Origin of the sequence: Pseudomonas sp. LAM2023, assembly GCF_016620375.1 — a bacterium.
GTDB lineage: Bacteria > Pseudomonadota > Gammaproteobacteria > Pseudomonadales > Pseudomonadaceae > Aquipseudomonas > Aquipseudomonas anuradhapurensis.
Map to the genome: position 1 here is coordinate 245,354 of NZ_JAENHV010000023.1, position 20,831 is coordinate 266,184.

Genomic DNA, 20,831 nt, shown 5'->3' on the forward strand with positions numbered 1-20,831 from the left:
GCGCAAAGGAGCCGGGCATGTTCCGACCCAAACTGTTGTTCACCAGCCTCGCCGCACTCGCCCTCGGCGCCTGCTCACCGCAGGATCCGCAAGCCGTGACCTCCGCTGCCATCGCCAAGCAGGTGATCCTGCCCACCTATAGCCGCTGGGTCGAAGCCGACCGCATGCTGGCCGCCAGCGCCCTGGCCTACTGCGAAGGCAAGGAAACCCTGGACAAGGCCCGTGCCGACTTCCTCAACGCGCAAAAGGCCTGGGCCGAGCTGCAACCGCTGCTGGTCGGCCCGCTGGCCGAAGGCAACCGCGCCTGGCAGGTACAGTTCTGGCCCGACAAGAAGAACCTGGTCGGTCGCCAGGTCGAGCAACTGGTCAACGCCGAGACACCGGTCGATGCCGCAGCGCTGGGCAAGGCCAGCGTCGTGGTGCGTGGCCTCTCGGCCTACGAGTACATCCTGTTCGACAGCAAGCCGGACATCGCCACGGCCGAGCAGAAGGCCCGCTACTGCCCGCTGTTGGTGGCCATCGGCGAGCACCAGAAGGCGCTGGCCGAAGACATCCTCAAGAGCTGGAACAGCACCGACGGCATGCTGTCGCAGATGACCAAGTTCCCCAACCAGCGCTACGCCGACTCCCATGAGGCGATTGCCGACCTGCTGCGTGCCCAGGTGACCGCGCTGGACAGCCTGAAGAAGAAGCTCGGCGCGCCGATGGGCCGCCAGAGCAAAGGCATCCCGCAGCCGCTGCAGGCCGAAGCCTGGCGCAGCCACAACTCGCTGAACAGCCTGCAGGCCAGCCTCAAGGCCGCCGAAGCGGTGTGGGTCGGGGTCGACAACCAGGGCCTGCGCGGCCTGCTGCCCAGCGACCAGAAAGCGCTGGCGGACAAGATCGACGATGCCTACGCGAGCGCGCTCAAACTGCTGGCCGACAACCACAAGACCCTGGGCGAACTGCTGGCCGACGACGCCGGCCAGCAGACCCTCAACCAGATCTACGACAGCCTCAACGTCGTCCACCGCCTGCACGAAGGCGACCTGGCCAAGGCGTTGAACATCCAGCTGGGCTTCAATGCCAACGACGGTGACTGATCATGCTGCGACGCCAGGCGCTCAAACTCGGTAGCGTATTGCTCAGCGCCCTCACCCTGGGCGGCTGGAGCCTGTTCCGCAACAAAGGCAGCGAACCGCTGCTGCTGTCGGCGCGTGACGACGGCGATGGCAAGCACTATGCGGTCGGGTTCCGCCTGGACGGCACCCAGGTGTTCAGCACCCAGGTCGCCCAGCGTTGCCATGCCATCATCCATCACCCGCAGTTGCCGATCGCCCTGTTCGTCGCCCGCCGCCCCGGTACCGAAAGCTACCTGGTCGACCTGCGCGACGGGCGCCTGTTGCAGACCGTGCATTCGCAACCGAACCGGCACTTCTACGGCCATGCGGTGGTGCACAAGAGTGGCGAATGGCTGTACGCCACCGAGAACGACACCACCGACCCGGGGCGTGGCGTCCTCGGCGTATACCGCTTCGAAGGCGAACGCCTGGTGCACAGCGGCGAGCTTCCGACCCACGGCATCGGCCCGCACGAGCTGGCCTGGCTGCCGGACGGCGAGACGCTGGTGGTGGCCAACGGTGGTATCCGCACCGAAGCCGAAAGCCGGGTGGAGATGAACCTCGACGCCATGGAGCCGAGCCTGGTGCTGATGCAGCGCGACGGCACCCTGCTGAGCAAGGAAACCTTGGCCCAGCAGATGAACAGCGTGCGCCACCTGGCGGTGGGTAGCGACGGCACAATCGCCGCATGCCAGCAATTCATGGGCGCTGCCGACGAAACCGCCGAGCTGCTGGCGATCAAGCGCCCAGGCGAGCCGCTCCGGGCCTTCCCGGTAGCGGAGCGGCAGTTGCAGGCCATGGCCCAGTACACCGCCAGTGTCGCCATCCACAGCGAATTGCGGCTGGTCGCACTGACCGCGCCACGGGCCAACCGCCTGTTCGTCTGGGACCTGGACAGCGGCGCGGTGCGGCTGGACGCACCGATGCCCGATTGCGCCGGGGTCGGCGCGGTACAGGACGGTTTCGTGGTCACCTCCGGTCAGGGCCGTTGTCGCTTCTATGATTGCCGCAAGGCCGAACTGGTCGGCCAGCCGCTGAACCTGCCGTCCGGTTTCTGGGACAACCACCTGCATCTGGTCTGATCTTTCTGCTGCCTGCACCGGCCTCTTCGCGGGCACGCCCGCTCCCACAGGGGCCGCGCAATCAGCGGGTTACGCGGTCTCTGTGGGAGCGGGCGTGCCCGCGAAGAGGCCGGCACAGGCATCGCACTCCCCTTCCTGCAGAAAACAGTCGATAATCCCCCCCATCCACACGTGGGCAGGAACGCCCGTTGTCGTGTCCAAACGAATAACAACTGCATCCAAGGAAACGGACTATGCTGCGCCGCCGCATGCTCATCATGTTGGCCGTGGTTCTGCTGATCGTGTTGGCCCTGGGGGGCTACAAAGCCTTCTCGATCTACCAGCAGATCCAGATGTTCACTGCCCCACGGCCCCCCATCACCGTGGCAGCCGCCTTGGCCGAACAGCGCCCGTGGCAAGAGCGCCTGCCCGCCGTTGGCAGCCTCAAGGCGCTCCAGGGTGTGGAGCTGAGCCTGGAAGTGGAAGGCATCGTCAAGGCCCTGCACTTCGACTCTGGCCAGCAGGTCAAGGCCGGGCAACTGTTGCTGCAGCTCAATGACGACCAGGAAACCGCCCTGCTCGGTACCGCTCAGGCCGATCTCGGCCTGGCCAAGGTCGATTTCGGCCGCGGCAGCCAGCTGGTCGGTGACGCGGCCATCTCCCGCGGCGAGTTCGACCGCCTCACCGCGCAGTACCGGCGCAACCAGGCACTGGTCGAGCAACTCAAGGCATCGAAGAGCAAGAAGAGCATCAACGCCCCGTTCAGCGGCACCATCGGCATCCGCCAGGTGGATGTCGGCGACTACCTGGCTGCCGGCACCGTGATCGCCACCCTGCAGGACCTGTCCAGCCTCTACGTCGACTTCAACGTGCCGGAGCAGGCCCTGCCGCGCCTGAGCGTGGGCCAGCAGGTGCTGGTGCAAGTGGCCGCGTACCCGGGCCAGACCTTCCCTGCCAGCCTGAGCGCGATCAACCCCAAGGTCGATGAAGCCACGCGCAACCTGCTGGTGCGCGCGACCATGGCCAACCCGGACGGCAAGCTGCTGCCAGGCATGTTCGCCAGCCTGCTGATCTTGCTGCCCAACCCACAACCACGCGTGGTGGTGCCGGAGAGCGCCATCACCTACACGCTGTATGGCAACTCGGTGTATGTCGCCACGCCGAAAAAGGACAAGGACGGCAAGCCGGTAAACGACGACAAGGGCCAGCCGCAGCTTACCGCCGAGCAACGCACGGTGCAGACCGGCGAGCGCCGTGACGGTGTGGTGGTGGTCAGCCAGGGCCTGCAGGCGGGGGAACAGGTGGTCACCGCCGGGCAACTGAAACTGACCCCGGGGGCCGCGATCCGCATCGGCGAGGACAAAGCCCTCAAGCCCGAAGCGGGCGCGCCGGGCAAGGACTGACAGGAGGCTGGCATGGCATTCACCGACCCGTTCATCCGCCGCCCAGTGCTGGCCAGCGTGGTCAGCCTGCTGATCCTGTTGCTGGGCTTCCAGGCCTGGAACAAGCTGCAGATCCGCCAGTACCCACAAATGGAAAACGCCCTGATCACGGTCACCACCGCCTATCCCGGTGCCAATGCCGAAACCATCCAGGGCTATATCACCCAGCCGCTGCAGCAAAGCCTGGCCAGCGCCGAAGGCATCGACTACATGACTTCGGTGAGCCGGCAGAATTTCTCGGTCATCTCCATCTACGCGCGCATCGGCGCCGACAGCGACCGGTTGTTCACCGAGCTGCTGGCCAAGGCCAACGAGGTGCGCAACAAGCTGCCCCAGGACGCGGAGGATCCGGTCCTGAGCAAGGAAGCCGCCGATGCTTCGGCGCTGATGTATATCAGCTTCTACAGCAAGGAAATGAGCAACCCGCAGATTACCGACTACCTGTCGCGGGTCATCCAGCCCAAGCTGGCCACCCTGCCGGGCATGGCCGAGGCGGAAATCCTCGGCAACCAGGTGTTCGCCATGCGTATCTGGCTCGACCCGGTGAAACTGGCAGGCTACGGCCTGTCGGCCAGCGACGTGACCACTGCCGTACGCCGCTACAACTTCCTTTCCGCCGCCGGCGAGGTGAAGGGCGAATATGTCGTCACCAGCATCAACGCCAGCACCGAGCTGAAGTCGGCCGAGGCCTTCGCGGCCCTGCCGGTCAAGACCAACGGTGACAGCCGCGTGCTGCTGGGCGATGTGGCGCGGGTCGAGATGGGTGCGGAAAACTACGACACGGTCAGCTCGTTCGACGGCACCCCGTCGGTGTACATCGGCATCAAGGCCACCCCGGCGGCCAACCCGCTGGACGTGATCAAGGAAGTACGGCGCATCATGCCCGAGCTGGAAAGCCAGCTGCCCTCGGCGCTGAAGGTATCGATCGCCTACGACGCCACGTTGTTCATCCAGGCTTCCATCGACGAAGTGATCAAGACCCTCGGCGAAGCGGTGCTGATCGTCATCGTCGTGGTGTTCCTGTTCCTCGGCGCCCTGCGTTCAGTGCTGATCCCGGTGGTGACCATCCCGTTGTCGATGATCGGCGTGCTGTTTTTCATGCAGATGATGGGCTACTCGCTCAACCTGCTGACCTTGCTGGCCATGGTGTTGGCCATCGGCCTGGTGGTAGATGATGCCATTGTCGTGGTGGAGAACATCCACCGGCACATGGAAGAGGGCAAGTCGCCGTTCGATGCGGCCCTGGAGGGTGCCCGCGAAATCGCCATGCCGGTGGTGTCGATGACCATCACCCTGGCGGCGGTCTATGCACCGATCGGCTTCCTCACCGGCCTCACCGGCGCGCTGTTCAAGGAGTTCGCCCTGACCCTGGCCGGGGCGGTGATCATCTCTGGCATCGTTGCCCTCACCCTGTCGCCGATGATGTGCGCCTTGCTGCTGCGCCAGGAGCACAACCCCAGCGGCCTGGCGCACCGCCTCGACTTGCTGTTCGAACGCCTCAAGGTGCGCTATCAGCGCCTGCTGCACGCTACCCTCGACAGCCGGCCGGTTGTGCTGGTGTTTGCCGTGATCATCCTGTGCCTGATCCCGGTGTTGCTGAAGTTCACCCAGAACGAACTGGCGCCCAACGAGGACCAGGGGGTGATCTTCATGATGAGCAGCTCGCCGCAAACCGCCAACCTGGATTACCTGAACGCCTATACCGACACGTTCACCCCGCTGTTCAAGACCTTCCCCGAGTACTACTCGTCGTTCCAGATCAACGGTTTCAATGGCGTGCAGACCGGTATCGGTGGCTTCCTGCTGAAACCGTGGAACGAGCGCGAGCGCACGCAAATGGAATTGCTGCCGCTGGTGCAGGCCAAGCTCGAGGAAATCGGCGGCCTGCAGATTTTCGGCTTCAACCTGCCATCGCTGCCCGGCACTGGCGAAGGCCTGCCGTTCCAGTTCGTGATCAACAGCGCCGGTGACTACCCCGCTCTGCTGGAGGTTGCCCAGCGCATCAAGTCCCGCGCCCAGGAGTCGGGCAAGTTCGCCTTCCTCGACATCGACCTGGCGTTCGACAAACCCGAGGTGGTGGTGGATATCGACCGCGCCAAGGCGGCGCAGATGGGGGTGTCGATGGACACCCTGGGCGGCACCCTGGCGACCTTGCTGGGCGAGGGGGAAATCAACCGCTTCACCCTCGAAGGCCGCAGCTACAAGGTGATTGCCCAGGTCGAACGGCCCTACCGCGACAACCCCGGCTGGCTGAACAACTACTACGTGAAGAACGACCAGGGCCAACTGCTGCCGTTGTCGACGCTGATCACCCTCAGCGACCGCGCCCGCCCTCGCCAGCTCAACCAGTTCCAGCAACTGAACTCGGCGATCATCCAGGGTGTGCCGATGGTCAGCCTTGGTGAGGCACTGCAGACCGTGCAGGGCATCGCCCGCGAGGAGGCCCCGGAAGGCTTCGCCTTCGACTATGCCGGGGTGGCGCGCCAGTACGTGCAGGAAGGCAGTGCGTTGTGGGTGACCTTCGGCTTGGCACTGGCGATCATCTTCCTGGTGCTGGCGGCGCAGTTCGAAAGCTTCCGCGACCCGCTGGTAATCCTGGTGACGGTACCGTTGTCGATCTGCGGCGCGTTGCTGCCGCTGTTCCTCGGCGTATCGAGCATGAACATCTACACCCAGGTCGGGCTGGTGACGTTGATCGGCCTGATCAGCAAGCATGGCATCCTGATCGTCGAGTTCGCCAACCAGTTGCGTGAAGAACTGGGCCTGAGCGTACGTGAGGCGATCGAGGAAGCTGCGGCCATTCGCCTGCGGCCGGTGCTGATGACCACGGCGGCGATGGTATTTGGCATGGTGCCGCTGATCCTGGCGACCGGGGCCGGGGCGGTCAGCCGTTTTGACATCGGTACGGTGATTGCCACCGGCATGTCGATCGGCACGCTGTTCACCCTGTTCGTGTTGCCTTGCATCTACACCTTGTTGGCGCACAAGGACGTTGCCAGGGGAACAGCGGTGGCCTGAACCGGCCGCTGCAAAATGCCAGAGGCCCCGCAATCGCGAGGCCTCTGGCATTTCCATCTAGCGCCGGTTCAACCAAACGGCCGCAACCCCTGGCGCATCCCGAACAGGAACAGCAGCAGGTCCTGATCCGGCGCAACCTTGGCCTGCTGCTGCGGTTTCACGTCCCGCGGCAACGCGCACTGGTCGGCCATCTCGGCCTTGCTGAACACGGTCGGCCTCGGCTCTTCCCATGCAGCCACCGCCACGGTGGTCACCGCCAGGCCAGCTACCAGAAACAAAGCTCGAGTAATTTCTAGTTTCATTGCTCTAACCCTTTGACAGCGCTGCCAAACGCCATCTGGTAAAAATAGAGCAAGGTTTGCCACTCCGCGTCGTTCAACGACGAATGGCGGCGCAGCTGGCGCAGGTCATTGCCCGCCGCACGTTGGCAGCTGATGCGCCGTCGGCACTTTTCCAGGTCCAGCAGCGCCACCTCGACCCGGGCCTGCTCGCCTTCGCCAATTACCTTGACGAAGACATGCTTGCCATACAGGCAGCCGTGCTGCCAGTGGCCCAGGTGCATGCGCGCCAGGTTGTCCGCCAGGTCCTTGAGCATGCGCTCATGCACCACCTGCGGATAACGCTCACGGGCACCTTCGGCATGCCAGGTGTCGAGTTCGACGAAGCCGTCGAGTGCTTCACTGACCAGCAGCGCACGCCATTGATGACCGGCATCGCGCTCGGCCCCACAGAAGACGATGCGCGGCACGCGCACCCCCAGCCGCTCGAAGCTGTGCAACGCATCGAGTTCGCGCAATACGGTCGGCCGGCCGAAAGGGTGCAGCAGGCTGCGGTAGATGTGCCCGACCTGGCGTTTGGCATACAGCAGCTTGCCATCGGCATCGTTGAGGCGTTGCACGCCACTCTCGCCACCCCGCCGCTGGTTTGGCTCCTCGACCCACTCGCCCTGCTGGCGCCAGTAAAAATCGAACCGCGACTCCCCTTTCTGGGCTACAGCCATCAAACACTACCCCTTACGCAATACATAGACTCGCCACATGGCATAGAACGGCAGGAAGTCGAGGCGTTCCTGGATTCTGAAACCGGCGGCCTTGAATTCTTCTTCAACCGTGTCGGCCGGTAACACGAAACGGTTCTGGTAATTGTCCTGCTCGGCTTTGCGGGCACTGCGGCGCTGCTCCAGCTTTTTCCGGCGCCAGGCCTTGAAGTTGCCGTCCACCCACAACGACAGGATCACACTATCACGGCTAACCCGTTGAAATTCCGAAAGAATCGTCTTTCTGTGGGCCGCTTCGCCAATGTGGTGGAACAGCCGCATGCAGAAGATGCTGTCCACCGAATTGTCCGGCAAGTCGATGGCAAACGCCGAAGTCTGCAAGGGCCGTACCCGGGCCACCACCTCTGGCGGTTGCGCGGCACAGGCTGTCTCGATCATCGCCTCGGAGTTGTCGGCACCAATGATCACCCGGTTGGGCTTTTCCGCCAGCAATGGCCAGAAACGGCCGGCACCGCATGGCAGGTCGAGGACCAGGCCAGGCTCACCTGCCAGTGCCAGGGCGCGACGCGCCAGTTGCTCATCTCGCTTGTGGGAAAGACGTCGCGCCAAGCCATCCTGATGCTTGAGAAAGTATTCACGGGCGTGTTGTTTGTCGTACTTCTCGGAAAATTCAAGCTTGATGGGACTGCGCATTGGGCATCTCCTGACTCCATTCCGCCCACATTAGGCAAGCGAGCGTAGGAATCAGGTCATACCCATGTGAAAAAAACGTCATACGCCGAGGGCGCTGTTACAAAGCTTTACTCCGCCTCAGGGTCGCCCTTGGTCGCGGTATTGCTCAGGTCGACGTGGAACCGGCAACCATGCGGCAAGGTTGACGTCAGCGTGACCTGCCAACCCTGGTCGTCGCAGATTCGCTGTACCAGCGACAGGCCCAGGCCGAGGCCCTCGCCACGCCGTTCATCACCGCGCACGAACGGCCGGAACATGGCTTCGCGCTGCTCTTCGGGAATGCCCACGCCACTGTCCTCGACACTGAAACCGTTGGCTTCGAGGCTCAGGCGGATGTAGCCGCTGTCGGTATAGTGCGCGGCATTGCGCAACAGGTTGCCCATCACCGATTGCAGGAAAGTGGCGTTGTACAGCACCGAGCTGGCACTGACTCGCCCGTCGAAATACAAGGCCAGGCCCTTCTGCTCGATGGTGTCACGCCACACCCCGACCAGTTCGTCGGCCACTTCGCGCAAGGTCGCGCGCGATGCCACAGCGCCCTCGTCGCGCTGCGCCCGGGCCAGCATCAGGAAGGTCTTGACCAGCTCGCGCATCTCCTCGGTAGCCCGCGCCACACGTTCCACCTGGCTGCGTGAGCGGGTGTCGAGGTTGGGGTTTTCCATCAGCAGTTCGCAAGAAGTGGCCAGCACCATCAAGGGCGTGCGCAGTTCGTGGCTGACGTCGCTGGTGAACAGCCGTTCGCGGGTCAACGCGTCTCGCAGGCGGCCCAGGGTATCGTCGAACGCCACCGCCAGCTGGCCGACTTCGTCCGCCGCATAGTCTGGCGCCAGCGGCGGGGCCAGGCCGAGCAACTGATCACGGTGGCGCACCTGGCGCGCCAGGCGGATCACCGGCGCCATCACCCGGCGCGCCACCAGCCAGCCGAGGATCACTGCCAGCACCAGGCTGAGCACGAAGCCCACCACCACCACTGCGAACAGCAGGCGCTCGCGTTCTTCGAAGTCGCTTTGGTCCTGCAGCAGGACATAGCGGCGGCCGTCGACGATCTCGACCATGGCGTGGTACGACAGCTGGTCACGGAACACCTCGTGGAAGCCGCGGTCGAGGTGGCGCAGGTCTTTGGGCAATTCGAAATCGTCACGCCCGCCGCTGAAGTAGAACAGCTGATCGGGGCGTGGCCGGTGGCTCCAGTCACTGACACTGTCCATGCGCAGCAGGCGCTGCAGGTCACCGCCCAGTACCGAGGAGATCAGCCGCTCCTCGACCAGGTGCACGGTACCGACGATGCCGAAGGCGAAGGCCCCGGCCACCAGTGCGCTCATCAGGGCAAAGGCGATGATGATGCGCTGGGCAAGGCTTTGCTTAAACTCCATCGCGGCCCTCGGCGAGGCGGTAGCCGACGCCATGGACGGTGTGCAGCAGCGGTTTTTCGAACGGTTTGTCGATCACCTGGCGCAGCTGGTGCACGTGGCTGCGCAGGCTGTCACTGTCGGGGCAGTCGTCGCCCCACAGGGCCTCCTCCAGCACTTCGCGGCGCAACACGTGCGGGCTCTTCTGCATCAATACGGCAAGCAGCTTGAGGCCGACCGGGTTGAGCTTGAGCAGGCGGCCCTGGCGGGTAACTTCAAGGGTGTCGAGGTCGTAGCTGAGGTCAGCCACCTGCAGGGTGCGGCGGCCACCGCCCTGGGCTCGGCGCAGCACCGCTTCGATGCGTGCGGCCAGTTCCGACAGGGCAAACGGCTTGAGCAGATAATCGTCAGCGCCAGAGCGGAAACCCTGCAGCCGGTCATCCAGCTGGTCGCGGGCAGTGAGCATGATCACCGGCGTGTCGCGACGGGCATCTTCGCGCAGGCGTTTGCACAGGGTATAGCCGTCGATGCCAGGCAGCATGATGTCGAGCACGATCAGGTCGTAGTGTTCGGTGGCGGCCAGGTGCAGGCCGGACAGGCCATCCTGGGCGCAGTCTACGGTGTAGCCTTTCATGCTCAGGTAATCGGCCAGGTTGGCCAGGATATCGCGGTTGTCTTCAACCAAAAGAATGCGCATCGGTTTCTCCTGTGCGGCGCTTCTCGCTGTGGCGCGGCAGGCGCAGCTTAAGGCCTATGCCTGCAGGGTGCCAGCCCTGCGAAGAATTCGCCTACCTTGACGGTTTTTTCACTGATCCTTCACGGACACAGGATAGCGGGCAGCCGACAATGCCCGATCTTTTTCGCGTCCTGGAGCCGCCATGCAGCATCGAAGCCGTCCTCGCCCCATCAACTTCTGGCTATACCTGGGCCTGCCCCTGGCAACCGCGCTGAGCTTGATCCTGCTGGAACTGACCTCGGTCGACATGGACATCGCCAACTTGTTCTTCGACCCCGTTGCCGGGCAGTTCATCGGTCGCCACAGCTACTTGCTGGAAAACATCCTGCATGACCGGGTCAAGCAGGGGGTGATCCTGCTTGGGGTGTTGTCGTTGCTCACCTTTGCCGCAAGCTTCTTCTGGAAGCGCCTGTTCGGCTGGCGTCGCGAGCTGGGCTGCCTGGTGCTGGCGCTGGGCCTGTCCACGGCGTTCGTCACGCCACTGAAAAAAGTGACCCAGGTGCAATGCCCATGGAGCCTGACCCAGTTTGGCGGCAGCGAAACCTACAGCAAGCTGCTGGAACCACGGCCGGCTACCGACAAGCCGGGGCTGTGCTGGCCGGGTGGGCATGCCGCGACCGGGTTCTGCCTGTTCGGCCTGTTCTTCATGCTGCGTGACCGCAAACCGCGCTTGGCACGGGCAGCATTGGCGCTGGCGTTCGTGGCCGGGTCGGTACTGTCGCTGGGGCGGATGATGCAGGGGGCGCACTTCCTGTCACATAACGTGTGGACGGCGGTGTTCTGCTGGTTGATCGGGTTGGGGTCGTATTATCTGGTTCTGTATCGGCGGGGAATGGTTGAGGTACCTGCCGCTGAGCGTAGCGTCGCCTGACCCAGGGGCCGCCTTGCGGCCCGATCGCGACACAAGGCCGCTCCTACAGGTTGAAGTACGCCCCTGAGGTTGGATTTTTTGTCCAACGTCAGGGGCGCAGTTCAGGTTACGCAATCCCTTGTAGGAGCGGCCTTGCGTCGCGATGGGCTGCGCAGCAGCCCCAATGGCCCCAACAGGAAAACAAAAAAAGCCCCGGTTCTAGCGAACCGGGGCTTTTTGATGGTGCAGGGGTAAGGCTGGCTTACATCATGCCGCCCATGCCACCCATGCCGCCCATGTCAGGCATGCCAGCAGCTGGCTTGTCTTCCGGCAGGTCGGCAACCATGGCTTCGGTGGTGATCATCAGACCGCCGATCGAAGCAGCCGCTTGCAGCGCCGAACGAGTGACCTTGGCTGGGTCCAGGATACCCATCTCGATCATGTCGCCGTATTCGCCGGTAGCAGCGTTGTAACCGAAGTTACCCGAACCTTGCTTGACCTTGTCAGCGACAACGCTTGGCTCGTCGCCGGCGTTGGCAGTGATCTGGCGCAGCGGCGCTTCGACAGCGCGACGCAGCAGGGCGATACCGACGTTCTGGTCTTCGTTGTCGCCTTTGAGGTTGGCAATGGCCGCCAGCGAGCGTACCAGGGCCACACCACCGCCAGGCACCACGCCTTCTTCAACGGCTGCACGGGTAGCGTGCAGGGCGTCTTCTACGCGGGCTTTCTTCTCTTTCATTTCAACTTCGGTGCCGGCACCCACCTTGATCACGGCAACACCGCCAGCCAGCTTGGCCAGACGCTCTTGCAGCTTCTCACGGTCGTAGTCCGAGGAAGTTTCTTCGATCTGGGCACGGATCTGCTTGACGCGTGCTTCGATCTCGCCGTCGGCGCCAGCGCCGTCGATGATGGTGGTGTTTTCCTTGGACAGGATGACGCGCTTGGCGTTACCCAGGTGCTCCAGGGTAGCGGTTTCCAGGGACAGGCCGATTTCTTCGGAGATGACCTGGCCGCCAGTCAGCACGGCGATGTCCTGCAGCATGGCCTTGCGGCGGTCGCCGAAGCCCGGAGCCTTGACCGCAGCAACCTTGACGATGCCGCGCATGTTGTTGACCACCAGGGTAGCCAGCGCTTCGCCTTCGACGTCTTCGGCAACGATCAGCAGTGGGCGGCCGGCCTTGGCAACGGCTTCCAGCACTGGCAGCAGCTCACGGATGTTGGAGATCTTCTTGTCGACCAGCAGCAGCAGCGGGCCTTCCAGCTCGGCAACCATGGTGTCCGGCTTGTTCACGAAGTACGGCGACAGGTAGCCACGGTCGAACTGCATGCCTTCCACGACGGACAGTTCGTTTTCCAGGCCCGAACCTTCTTCAACGGTGATCACGCCTTCTTTACCGACCTTTTCCATGGCTTCGGCGATGATTTCACCGATGGAGCTGTCGGAGTTGGCGGAGATGGTACCTACCTGGGCGATGGCCTTGGAGTCGGCGCATGGCTTGGACAGGTTCTTCAGCTCGGCGACGACGGCAGCAGTGGCCTTGTCGATACCGCGCTTCAGGTCCATCGGGTTCATGCCGGCAGCGACGGCCTTCAGGCCTTCGTTGACGATGGCCTGAGCCAGAACGGTAGCGGTGGTGGTGCCGTCACCGGCAGCGTCGTTGGCCTTGGAAGCAACTTCCTTGACCAGCTGGGCGCCCATGTTCTCGAAGGCGTCCTTCAGCTCGATTTCCTTGGCGACGGAAACGCCGTCCTTGGTGATGGTCGGCGCGCCGAAGCTCTTGGCCAGAACCACGTTGCGGCCTTTCGGGCCCAGGGTGGCTTTTACGGCGTCAGCCAGAACGTTGACACCAACGAGCATTTTCTTACGGGCGGAATCACCAAATTTTACGTCTTTAGCAGCCATGATCGTTTAATCCTTTGGAATTCTTTGGAGTAACGGGAAGTCGGGGAAATCAGCCTTCGATGACGGCGAGGATTTCGTTCTCGGCCATGACCAGCAGGTCTTCGCCATCGACTTTCACGGTGTTGCTGCCCGAGTAAGGGCCGAAAACCACTTTGTCACCCACTTTCACGGCCAACGCGCGAACTTCGCCGTTGTCCAGGATGCGACCGGTGCCGACGGCGACTACTTCGCCGCGGTTTGGCTTTTCAGCGGCCGAACCCGGCAGGACGATACCGCCAGCGGTTTTCGATTCTTCTTCGCTGCGACGGATAACGACGCGGTCATGCAGAGGACGAAGCTTCATTGTCGATCTCTCCCAAATTGTGGTTTTCATCGGCCGGTGTCGACACCGGCGGGTTGATGCTGTCCGGCGTAGCCGGAAGGCAGCTCGCGCAGGGCGAACCGCCTGAGTCATGTCTGGTGTTGCCACCAGAAACCTTGCGGTGACCACATACATGAGGCCGCCATATTCAATTACAAGGCTTGCTTCAGAAAATTTTTCATCAGCCTGAAAAGCTTGGGGCCGCTTCGCAGCCCTATCGCGACACAAGGCCGCTCCTACAGGGGCTTGCGAACTCTGTAGGAGCGGCCTTGTGTCGCGATAGGGGCGCGAAGCGGCCCCCGGCTATTACTTGTCGCGGCGCTCGTACTCGCCTTCGATCACGTTCGGGCGGTGGCCGCCATCGCGCGGCTGCGCCTGGAACGGGTCGTCCTGAAACGCCCGCTGGCGCAGGGCCTGGGCCTCGGCGCGCTCACGCATCTTGCGGGCGGCCAGGTGACGGGTGAATGGCAGCAGGCACAGCAGGCCCAGCACGTCGCTGATGAAGCCTGGCAGCAACAGCAGGCCACCACCGATGGCCAGCATCAAGCCCTGGAACATGTCCTCGGCGGGCAGTTCGCCACGCTGCAGGCTTTCCCGGGCGCGCAGCGCGGTAGCCAGCCCGGCCACCCGCATCACCAACACACCCAGCGCGGAACCGGCGATGATCAACAGCAGCGCCGGGAAGAAACCGATGGCGGCGCTGACCTTCACGAAGACGAACAGCTCCAGCACGGGAAACAGGAGAAACAACAATAGAAAAGCACGCATCAAAGCATTCCTCGTCGGAAGAGAACCTTCCTGTAAGACCAACAGATGGATGCGTGCGCTCGGCTTTTCAAGCCTCGGCGTCCATCGCAACCGGCCACCGGTCGGCGCGCGCCAGCAAAACCAGGGCTTCGCGGACTTGTGTCGGGGTGTTGCAGGTACCCGGGAAAGGCAACCAGTACACCGCCTGGCCAATCCGCAGGTGCATGCCCTCGCTGTCCACGCCGACCAGTTGCGCGGGCGCATGGCGGGGCAAGTGGGTCAGTTCCACGTAATGGGCGATGGCGTTGGCATGGTCACGGTTCATATGTTCGACCATGCTCGCCTCGGCCTTGCCGGCGAACGGGTTGGCCAGGGTCACCTGGTCAAGCCAGTGGATCGCGCCGAAGCCGCCGATGTAGCGGTGACGCACAGGCTGCAGTACCCAGAAGTCGAAGTCGTGGGCCTTGTGGTAGTCGGCAGCGTCCGGGAAGTAGCGGTAGTAGCGTTCGGCGGCGGCCTCGATGGCGGCCTCGTCAACCAGCTTGTGCGCTTCGGCCATGACCGTCAGGCGCCCCACGGCTTGCACGTCCTCGGCTTCCCGCTCACCGACCAGCAGCGAGCACTTGGGGTCTTTCTGCAGGTTGTGGGTGTGCTGGGCGATGCGGCTGATCAGGATCAGCGGGTTGCCCTGGGCGTCCAGGCAGTACGGCACGACCGAGCCGAACGGGTAGCCCGGCATCGACCGGGAATGGGTCGAGAGCACGCCGCGGTATTCCTTGAGCAGCAGTTCCCGGGCGGGGCGGATGGCGGTGGTACTCACTGGGCGGGCTCCTGGCGGCAGACTGGGTGGCCACACGATAGCATTTTCAGGTCCGGTGCCAATGGGGCTGCTTTGCAGCCCATCGCGACGCAAGGCCGCTCCTACAAGGATCGCGTACATCCTGTGTCGCGATGTGCCCAATGCGGCGCCAAAGATTTACCAGGTAACGCCAAACCCAGCGGTATAGCGGGTCTTGTCCAGGTCACTCTCACGCGTTCCGGTGATGATGTCTTTCTCTGCCTTGAGGTTGAGCGAGGCCCACTCGGTCACCTTGTAGCGCAGGCCGACCTCGGCATCCAGCGCGTAGTCGGCCACCCCACCCAGCGGCTTGGCGAACTCGCCGTTGGTGAACAGCTGCACGTTCTTGCCGATCAGGTAACGGGTGTAGTCCCACTTCAGCGCCGCCGAATAGAAGTTGTCCTTGGCCCCGTCCTGGTATTCGAAGTCGGTGCGGTTGATCAGTGAACCCAGCGAGAACGCGCCCAGTTCATCATCCCAGAACTGGTAACCCGGGCCGGTACCCACGGTACGCTGGCGGGCCAGGTCTTCGACGTGGTCGCGCTTGTATTCCATGCGCCCTTGCCAGAACCATTTCTCGGTAAGGAAGCGGTCCAGGGCGTACTCGGCGCTCCAATTGTCGGTGGTGGTGACGTCGTCCTTGGTCTCGCGGTTGTATTCGCCTTCGGCGTTGTGCCGCCAGCGACCGTGGCGGGCGCTGGTCTTGAAGCCGACGTCATAGTCGTCGGTATCGTTCTCGGCACGTTTGTAGTCCAGCGCCACGTCGACGTTGCCCTTCCACACGAAGTCCTCGACCAGCGGCTTGGGCTTCATGATCTGCTCGATGCTGGCCAGCTCCACGGTCTTCGGCGCCTCGCCGTTGGCCAGGGTCACCTTGCCGGGCTCGGCGGCCTTCAGCGACTTGGCCCGCTCACCGCTATAGGCGTCCTGCTTGACCAGCAGCTCCTGGTCGCTCTCCAGGGTCTGGACCTGTTTCCAGTCCAGGGCGATGGAACCGCCATAGGGGGTTTCCAGCAGCAGCTTGCCACCATCGAAGACTTTGATCTTGCCGCTGAGCCGGTCACCGTTCTTCATCCACACGGTGTCGGCGAACACCGGCGAGGCGCACAGGGAAACAGCAAGCAGGCACAACAAGGATCTAGAATACATAAACGCACTACGGGTTCGATTTGACAAAAAAGCCGGGCATTATCCAGATACCGACGACCACAGCAAGGACAGACCGGGAGCCTGCCGTTGAGTTCAACTCTCATTTGCCGCACCGTCGGTCCGGTTTCATCTACAGCCCAGGGGGGGCCTGATGTCCGTTGCATATGAGCACGCCCTCGACGACGCCGAGGGCCGACGAACGGCGCTGTATTCGGTTTTGGGCCAGGTGCCGGCCGGCAAGGTGGTCAGCTATGGTCAACTGGCCGAGCTGGCCGGGCTTGGCCGTGCGGCACGCTGGGTCGGGCGCACCCTCGGGCAACTGCCGCCGGACACTCGCCTGCCCTGGCACCGGGTGCTCGGTGCGGGCGGCAGGCTGAGCCTGGCACTGGGTACCCCGTCGGGGGATGAACAACGGGCGCGGCTGCGCGCGGAGGGCGTGAATGTAACCAACAATCGTGTGGATATGACGCGCCATGGCTGGCGCCCGATGGAGCACAGCGGTTAGAGTGCGCGCTTTGTTTTCGCAAACTTGAGGCAGATGTTGGCCCATGCCCCGTAAAACCTGGCGCGCTGCGCTTGCTGCCTATGCCAGCCCGTCAACCTTGGTACTTTTGCTGCTCGGCTTCGCCGCCGGTCTGCCCTACATGCTGGTGTTCTCCACCCTCTCGGTGTGGCTGCGCGAAGCGGGCGTGGCCCGCGAGACCATTGGTTACGCCAGCCTGATCGGCCTGGCCTACGCCTTCAAGTGGGTGTGGTCGCCGCTGCTCGATCAATGGCGCCTGCCCCTGCTCGGCAGCCTGGGGCGCCGCCGGTCCTGGCTGCTGCTGTCGCAATCGCTGGTGGTGATCGGGCTGGTCGGCATGAGCCTGTGCGACCCACAGCAGCACCTGTCCTGGCTGATTGCCCTGGCGGTACTGGTGGCCTTCGCCTCGGCGACCCAGGACATCGCCGTCGACGCCTACCGCCTGGAAATCGCCGATGACCAGCGCCAGGCTGCGCTCGCTGCCAGCTACATGGCCGGCTACCGGGTAGCGGCGCTGCTGGCGACGGCCGGCGCGCTGTTCTTCGCCGAGTGGTTCGGCTCCACCGGCTTCAGCTACCTGCACAAGGCCTGGGCCGGCACCTACGTGATGTTCGCGGTGATGATGCTGCCCGCGGTGTTCACCACCCTGATCATGCGCGAACCGCCCGTCCCCATGCGCACCCAGCTGTCGGCAGCGCGCTATGGGCTGGTACACCAGCTGGCCTCGGTGTTCGTGCTGATCATCCTGCTGGTGTCGGTCCCCGCCAGCTTCACCCAGATGTTCAACACCGGCTGGGCCAGCGTCATCTCCGGTGATGCCACCCCCCTCGACCTGCTGCTCGAAGACCGTGCCTTCCTGCGCCTGATCCTTTATGTGCTGCTGACCTGGGCATGCCTGTCGAGCCTGGGCCGTCGCGGCCTGGCCCCGGTGTTGACACCGGTCAACGACTTCATCGCCCGCTACCGCTGGCAGGCGTTGCTGTTGCTCGGCCTGATCGCCACGTATCGCATGTCGGACACGGTGATGGGCGTGATGGCCAACGTGTTCTATATCGACATGGGCTTCACCAAGGACCAGATCGCCAGTGTCAGCAAGATCTTCGGCCTGATCATGACCCTGGTCGGCGCCGGGATTGGCGGCCTGCTGATCGTGCGCTTCGGCATCATGCCGATCCTGTTCATCGGTGGCGCAGCTTCGGCGGCTACCAACATCCTGTTCCTGATGCTGGCCGACATGGGCCCGAACCTGCAGATGCTGGTGGTGACCATCTCGCTGGACAACTTCAGCTCCGGCCTGGCCACCTCGGCCTTCGTCGCCTACCTGTCGAGCCTGACCAACTTGAAGTTCTCGGCGACCCAGTACGCGTTGCTCAGCTCGATCATGCTGCTGTTGCCGCGCCTGATCGGCGGTTATTCGGGGGTCATGGTGGAGAAGTTCGGTTACCACGACTTCTTCCTGATCACCGCCTTGCTGGGCGTGCCGACGCTGATCCTGATTGCGCTGCAGTGGCGCCAGGAGGCAGGGCCGGGCAAACCGGTGGCAGCGGAGAACTCGGCAGCCGAGCGGCCCTGAGGGATAATTCCAGCCTGAACCGGCCGCTTCGCGAGCAAACCCGCGAAGCGGCCGGTTCAGGCCCAAAAGATCATTCGGTAACAGCCCCTTCCCCAGGCCGCTGCCCCACCACCAACCACAACGGCCACAGCGCCAGCGCCCCCGCCACACCTGCCGCCTGGGCAAAATGCAGCAAACTGGCCCCGGCGCCAATCATCGCCAGCAGTGCGCCGCCCAGCCCCAGCAGGGCAATGGTGATCATCCCCAGCATGGCCGAGACCAGGCCCTTGCTCTGTTCGCTGGCGAACAGCGTCATGCGGTACAGCACCGCATTGGCCACGCCCAGCCCCAGCGCATACAGCGACATGCCTGCCACCACGCTGGTCACGCTCGGCCAGTACCAGGTCGCCAACAGCATCAGGCCCAGCCCGGCCAGGTACGGCCACAGCGCGCCACGCACCAACGACGGCAACGGGTAGCGCTCGGCAATCCGGTTGATGATCAGGTTGCCCAGGATCAACCCGCCAAATACCGGCAATTGCCACAAGGCGTACTCCAGCGTGCTCAACCCCTCATCGTGGATCAGCAGCACCGGCGACAAGCCGATCCAGGCAATCAACGGCAGGCCGACCAGGCCCAGCGCCGCGCTGCCAGCGACAAAACGGCGGTTGACCAGCAACTGGCCGTAGCCGGCCAGCAGCGGCAACAGTTGAATCGACGTGAATGCCAGGCGCGAACCGTCCCGGCGTTCCACCCCCAGTGTTTCCGGCATCAGCCGGTACAGCAACAGCCAGGCCATGACCGCACCCACGGCAAAGGCCACGAACAGCCAGCGCCAATCCAGCCACTGCAGCATCAAGGTACCCACCAGCGGCCCGAGCAGGGGCGAGAGCAATGCGATATTGGCCAGCAGCGCCATCATGCGCACGGCGTCTGCCTCGCTGAAGGCTTCGTTCAAGGCCGGGTAGCTGACCGTGACCACAAAGCCCAGGCCAATGCCCTGCAGCAGGCGCAACAGGTTGAACAGGCCAATATCGTCGACCCAGAAGGTTGCCAGGCAGGCCAGGCCGAAGCAGGCACAGCCGATCAGCAGCAACGGACGCCGGCCATAGCGGTCGGCCAGCGGGCCGATCAGCCATTGCAATACCACCCCACCCAGCAGGTACAGGTTGAGCGCGTGGGGAATGTATTCGGGGCTGGCGTTCAGGTCGCCGACCACCACCGGCATGGCCGGCATGACCGCGTCGCTGGCCAGGTAGGTGAGCAGCTCGAACAGGGCCAGGGTAAGGCCGAACAGCAAGGCGCGCAGGGGCGTGATGTACAGCAGTGGTTTCATGATGGCGTATCGGGTGTGGCAGGAGGGGTCAGGCTATATGCCAGAAATGGCCTGGTGTTGCTGTGAACAAGTGTAATCAGGGGTAGAAAGGCCGGGGCCGCTTCGCGCCCCATCGCGACACAAGGCCGCTCCTACAAGGGTTACGCGATCCCCTGTAGGAGCGACCTTGTGTCGCGATGGGGCACGAAGCGGCCCCGGTCGATGACAACGCGGTGCTACTGCGCTGCAGTCTCCTGCACCACGCGAATCACCCGCTGCGGGAACGGAATGTCGATCCCTTCGGCCTTCAGCCGGTCGCGCGCATGCTCGTTGAGCATGAACATCACGTCCCAGTAATCGGCGGTCTTGGTCCACAGGCGCAACGACACGGTAATGGCGCTGTCGCCCAGGGTGGCGACCACCGCTTGCGGCGCAGGGTCTTGCAGCACGCGCGGGTCCTGCGCCAGCTCCAGCAACACGTTGCGTGCCTTCTGCAGGTCGGCCTCGTAGTCCACGCCGACATCGAACACCACCTTGCGCGTCGGCTGGCGGTTGGTGTTGGTGATGATGCCGTTGGACAGGCTGCCGTTAGGCATGATCACGGTCTTGTTGTCACCGGTGCGCAGCACGGTGTGGAAGATCTGGATGCTGTCGACGGTGCCGGCCACGCCCTGCGCCTCGATCCAGTCCCCGATGCGGAACGGGCGGAACATCAGAATCAGCACGCCACCGGCGAAGTTCGCCAGGCTGCCTTGCAAGGCCAGGCCGATGGCCAGGCCGGCGGCACCGATGGCGGCGACGAACGAGGTGGTCTCGATACCGATCATCGACGCCACGCTGACCAGCAGCAGCACCTTCAGCACGATGTTCGACAGGGTGCTGATGAAGCCCTGCAGCGCCTGGTCGGCGTTGCGCAGGCCGACCAGCTTGCCCAGGCGGGCGCTGACCTTGTTGATGATCCACCAGCCGACCGCCAGGGTCAGCAATGCCAGCAGCACACGGCTGCCGTATTCCATGATCAAGGGAATCCAGGTCTGCGATTGGCGGACCAGCTGATCGACTTCAGCGTTCAAATCCATATTCATCTCCTGATGCCGAGCGGCAAGTACACGGTAGAACAGGCCGCGCGTGTTTGCGCAGCCCGGGCCCCATGGACAT

19 protein-coding genes are annotated in these 20,831 nt (G+C 63.7%); 7 read left to right on the forward strand and 12 right to left on the reverse strand.

What is annotated here, in order from left to right; translation table 11 throughout:
* Positions 1–17: 17 nt before the first annotated feature.
* From JKP78_RS14060 to JKP78_RS14075, 4 genes are all read left to right on the forward strand, one after another.
* Complete coding sequence (locus tag JKP78_RS14060) at positions 18–1,082, forward strand: imelysin family protein (RefSeq protein ID WP_186685305.1); 1,065 nt, start codon at positions 18–20, stop codon at positions 1,080–1,082.
* Positions 1,083–1,084: 2 nt separating this feature from the next.
* Entirely contained in the window at positions 1,085–2,182 is a 1,098-nt protein-coding gene (locus tag JKP78_RS14065) for a DUF1513 domain-containing protein (RefSeq protein ID WP_200626844.1), read from the forward strand.
* A gap of 233 nt (positions 2,183–2,415) precedes the next feature.
* Positions 2,416–3,564: an efflux RND transporter periplasmic adaptor subunit gene (locus JKP78_RS14070; RefSeq protein ID WP_186685309.1), complete on the forward strand. Its 1,149-nt coding sequence runs from the start codon at positions 2,416–2,418 to the stop codon at positions 3,562–3,564.
* A 12-nt stretch (positions 3,565–3,576) separates the two neighbouring features.
* Positions 3,577–6,621, forward strand: coding sequence for a multidrug efflux RND transporter permease subunit (locus tag JKP78_RS14075; protein ID WP_186685310.1), 3,045 nt, complete (start codon positions 3,577–3,579; stop codon positions 6,619–6,621).
* A 68-nt stretch (positions 6,622–6,689) separates the two neighbouring features.
* On the opposite strand, the gene JKP78_RS14080 is transcribed toward JKP78_RS14075, so the two are convergent.
* The 5 genes from JKP78_RS14080 to colR form a co-directional block, all read right to left on the reverse strand.
* Entirely contained in the window at positions 6,690–6,923 is a 234-nt protein-coding gene (locus tag JKP78_RS14080) for a hypothetical protein (RefSeq protein ID WP_170032362.1), read from the reverse strand.
* Entirely contained in the window at positions 6,920–7,621 is a 702-nt protein-coding gene (locus JKP78_RS14085; RefSeq protein ID WP_186685311.1) for a lipopolysaccharide kinase InaA family protein, read from the reverse strand. Before JKP78_RS14085 ends, JKP78_RS14080 begins: the two co-directional genes overlap by 4 nt.
* Before the next feature lie 6 nt (positions 7,622–7,627).
* Positions 7,628–8,311, reverse strand: a complete 684-nt coding sequence (locus tag JKP78_RS14090) for a class I SAM-dependent methyltransferase (RefSeq protein ID WP_186685312.1) — start codon at positions 8,309–8,311, stop codon at positions 7,628–7,630.
* Positions 8,312–8,418: 107 nt separating this feature from the next.
* The gene (locus JKP78_RS14095; protein ID WP_186685313.1) at positions 8,419–9,723 is read right to left on the reverse strand and encodes a sensor histidine kinase; all 1,305 of its coding nucleotides are present in this window, start codon (positions 9,721–9,723) and stop codon (positions 8,419–8,421) included.
* On the reverse strand, positions 9,713–10,396 hold the full coding sequence (gene colR / locus JKP78_RS14100) for a two-component system response regulator ColR (RefSeq protein ID WP_186675124.1): 684 nt from the start codon (positions 10,394–10,396) through the stop codon (positions 9,713–9,715). The genes JKP78_RS14095 and colR overlap by 11 nt, the downstream gene beginning before the upstream one ends.
* Positions 10,397–10,577: 181 nt before the next feature.
* Here colR and JKP78_RS14105 point away from each other — a divergent pair, with 181 nt between their 5' ends.
* Positions 10,578–11,306 carry a phosphatase PAP2 family protein gene (locus tag JKP78_RS14105; RefSeq protein ID WP_200626845.1) on the forward strand — a complete coding sequence of 243 codons (729 nt, stop codon included), beginning with the start codon at positions 10,578–10,580 and terminating at the stop codon, positions 11,304–11,306.
* A 241-nt stretch (positions 11,307–11,547) separates the two neighbouring features.
* Here JKP78_RS14105 and groL read toward each other — a convergent pair whose 3' ends face one another.
* The 5 genes from groL to JKP78_RS14130 form a co-directional block, all read right to left on the reverse strand.
* The gene (gene groL / locus JKP78_RS14110; protein ID WP_170032376.1) at positions 11,548–13,188 is read right to left on the reverse strand and encodes a chaperonin GroEL; all 1,641 of its coding nucleotides are present in this window, start codon (positions 13,186–13,188) and stop codon (positions 11,548–11,550) included.
* Positions 13,189–13,237: 49 nt separating this feature from the next.
* Positions 13,238–13,531 (reverse strand): co-chaperone GroES, encoded by a 294-nt coding sequence (locus tag JKP78_RS14115; protein ID WP_003260750.1) that lies wholly within the window; start codon positions 13,529–13,531, stop codon positions 13,238–13,240.
* Between the two features lie 324 nt (positions 13,532–13,855).
* Complete coding sequence (locus tag JKP78_RS14120; RefSeq protein ID WP_170032379.1) at positions 13,856–14,317, reverse strand: FxsA family protein; 462 nt, start codon at positions 14,315–14,317, stop codon at positions 13,856–13,858.
* A 67-nt stretch (positions 14,318–14,384) separates the two neighbouring features.
* The gene (locus JKP78_RS14125; RefSeq protein ID WP_170032382.1) at positions 14,385–15,116 is read right to left on the reverse strand and encodes a HugZ family pyridoxamine 5'-phosphate oxidase; all 732 of its coding nucleotides are present in this window, start codon (positions 15,114–15,116) and stop codon (positions 14,385–14,387) included.
* 156 nt (positions 15,117–15,272) lie between these two features.
* The gene (locus JKP78_RS14130) at positions 15,273–16,283 is read right to left on the reverse strand and encodes a DUF481 domain-containing protein (RefSeq protein ID WP_186685317.1); all 1,011 of its coding nucleotides are present in this window, start codon (positions 16,281–16,283) and stop codon (positions 15,273–15,275) included.
* A 151-nt stretch (positions 16,284–16,434) separates the two neighbouring features.
* On the opposite strand from JKP78_RS14130, the gene JKP78_RS14135 reads away from it, so the two are divergent.
* Both JKP78_RS14135 and JKP78_RS14140 read left to right on the forward strand, forming a co-directional pair.
* Positions 16,435–16,788 carry an MGMT family protein gene (locus JKP78_RS14135; protein WP_186685319.1) on the forward strand — a complete coding sequence of 118 codons (354 nt, stop codon included), beginning with the start codon at positions 16,435–16,437 and terminating at the stop codon, positions 16,786–16,788.
* Between the two features lie 43 nt (positions 16,789–16,831).
* A complete protein-coding gene (locus JKP78_RS14140; RefSeq protein ID WP_170032388.1) occupies positions 16,832–18,379 on the forward strand; it encodes an AmpG family muropeptide MFS transporter in 1,548 nt (515 codons plus the stop codon).
* Positions 18,380–18,449: 70 nt separating this feature from the next.
* Here the strand turns inward: JKP78_RS14140 and JKP78_RS14145 are convergent, their stop codons facing one another.
* Together JKP78_RS14145 and JKP78_RS14150 are read right to left on the reverse strand one after the other, a co-directional pair.
* A complete protein-coding gene (locus JKP78_RS14145; protein WP_200626846.1) occupies positions 18,450–19,694 on the reverse strand; it encodes an MFS transporter in 1,245 nt (414 codons plus the stop codon).
* Between the two features lie 215 nt (positions 19,695–19,909).
* Positions 19,910–20,752, reverse strand: coding sequence for a mechanosensitive ion channel family protein (locus tag JKP78_RS14150; protein ID WP_170032392.1), 843 nt, complete (start codon positions 20,750–20,752; stop codon positions 19,910–19,912).
* Positions 20,753–20,831 lie beyond the last annotated feature (79 nt).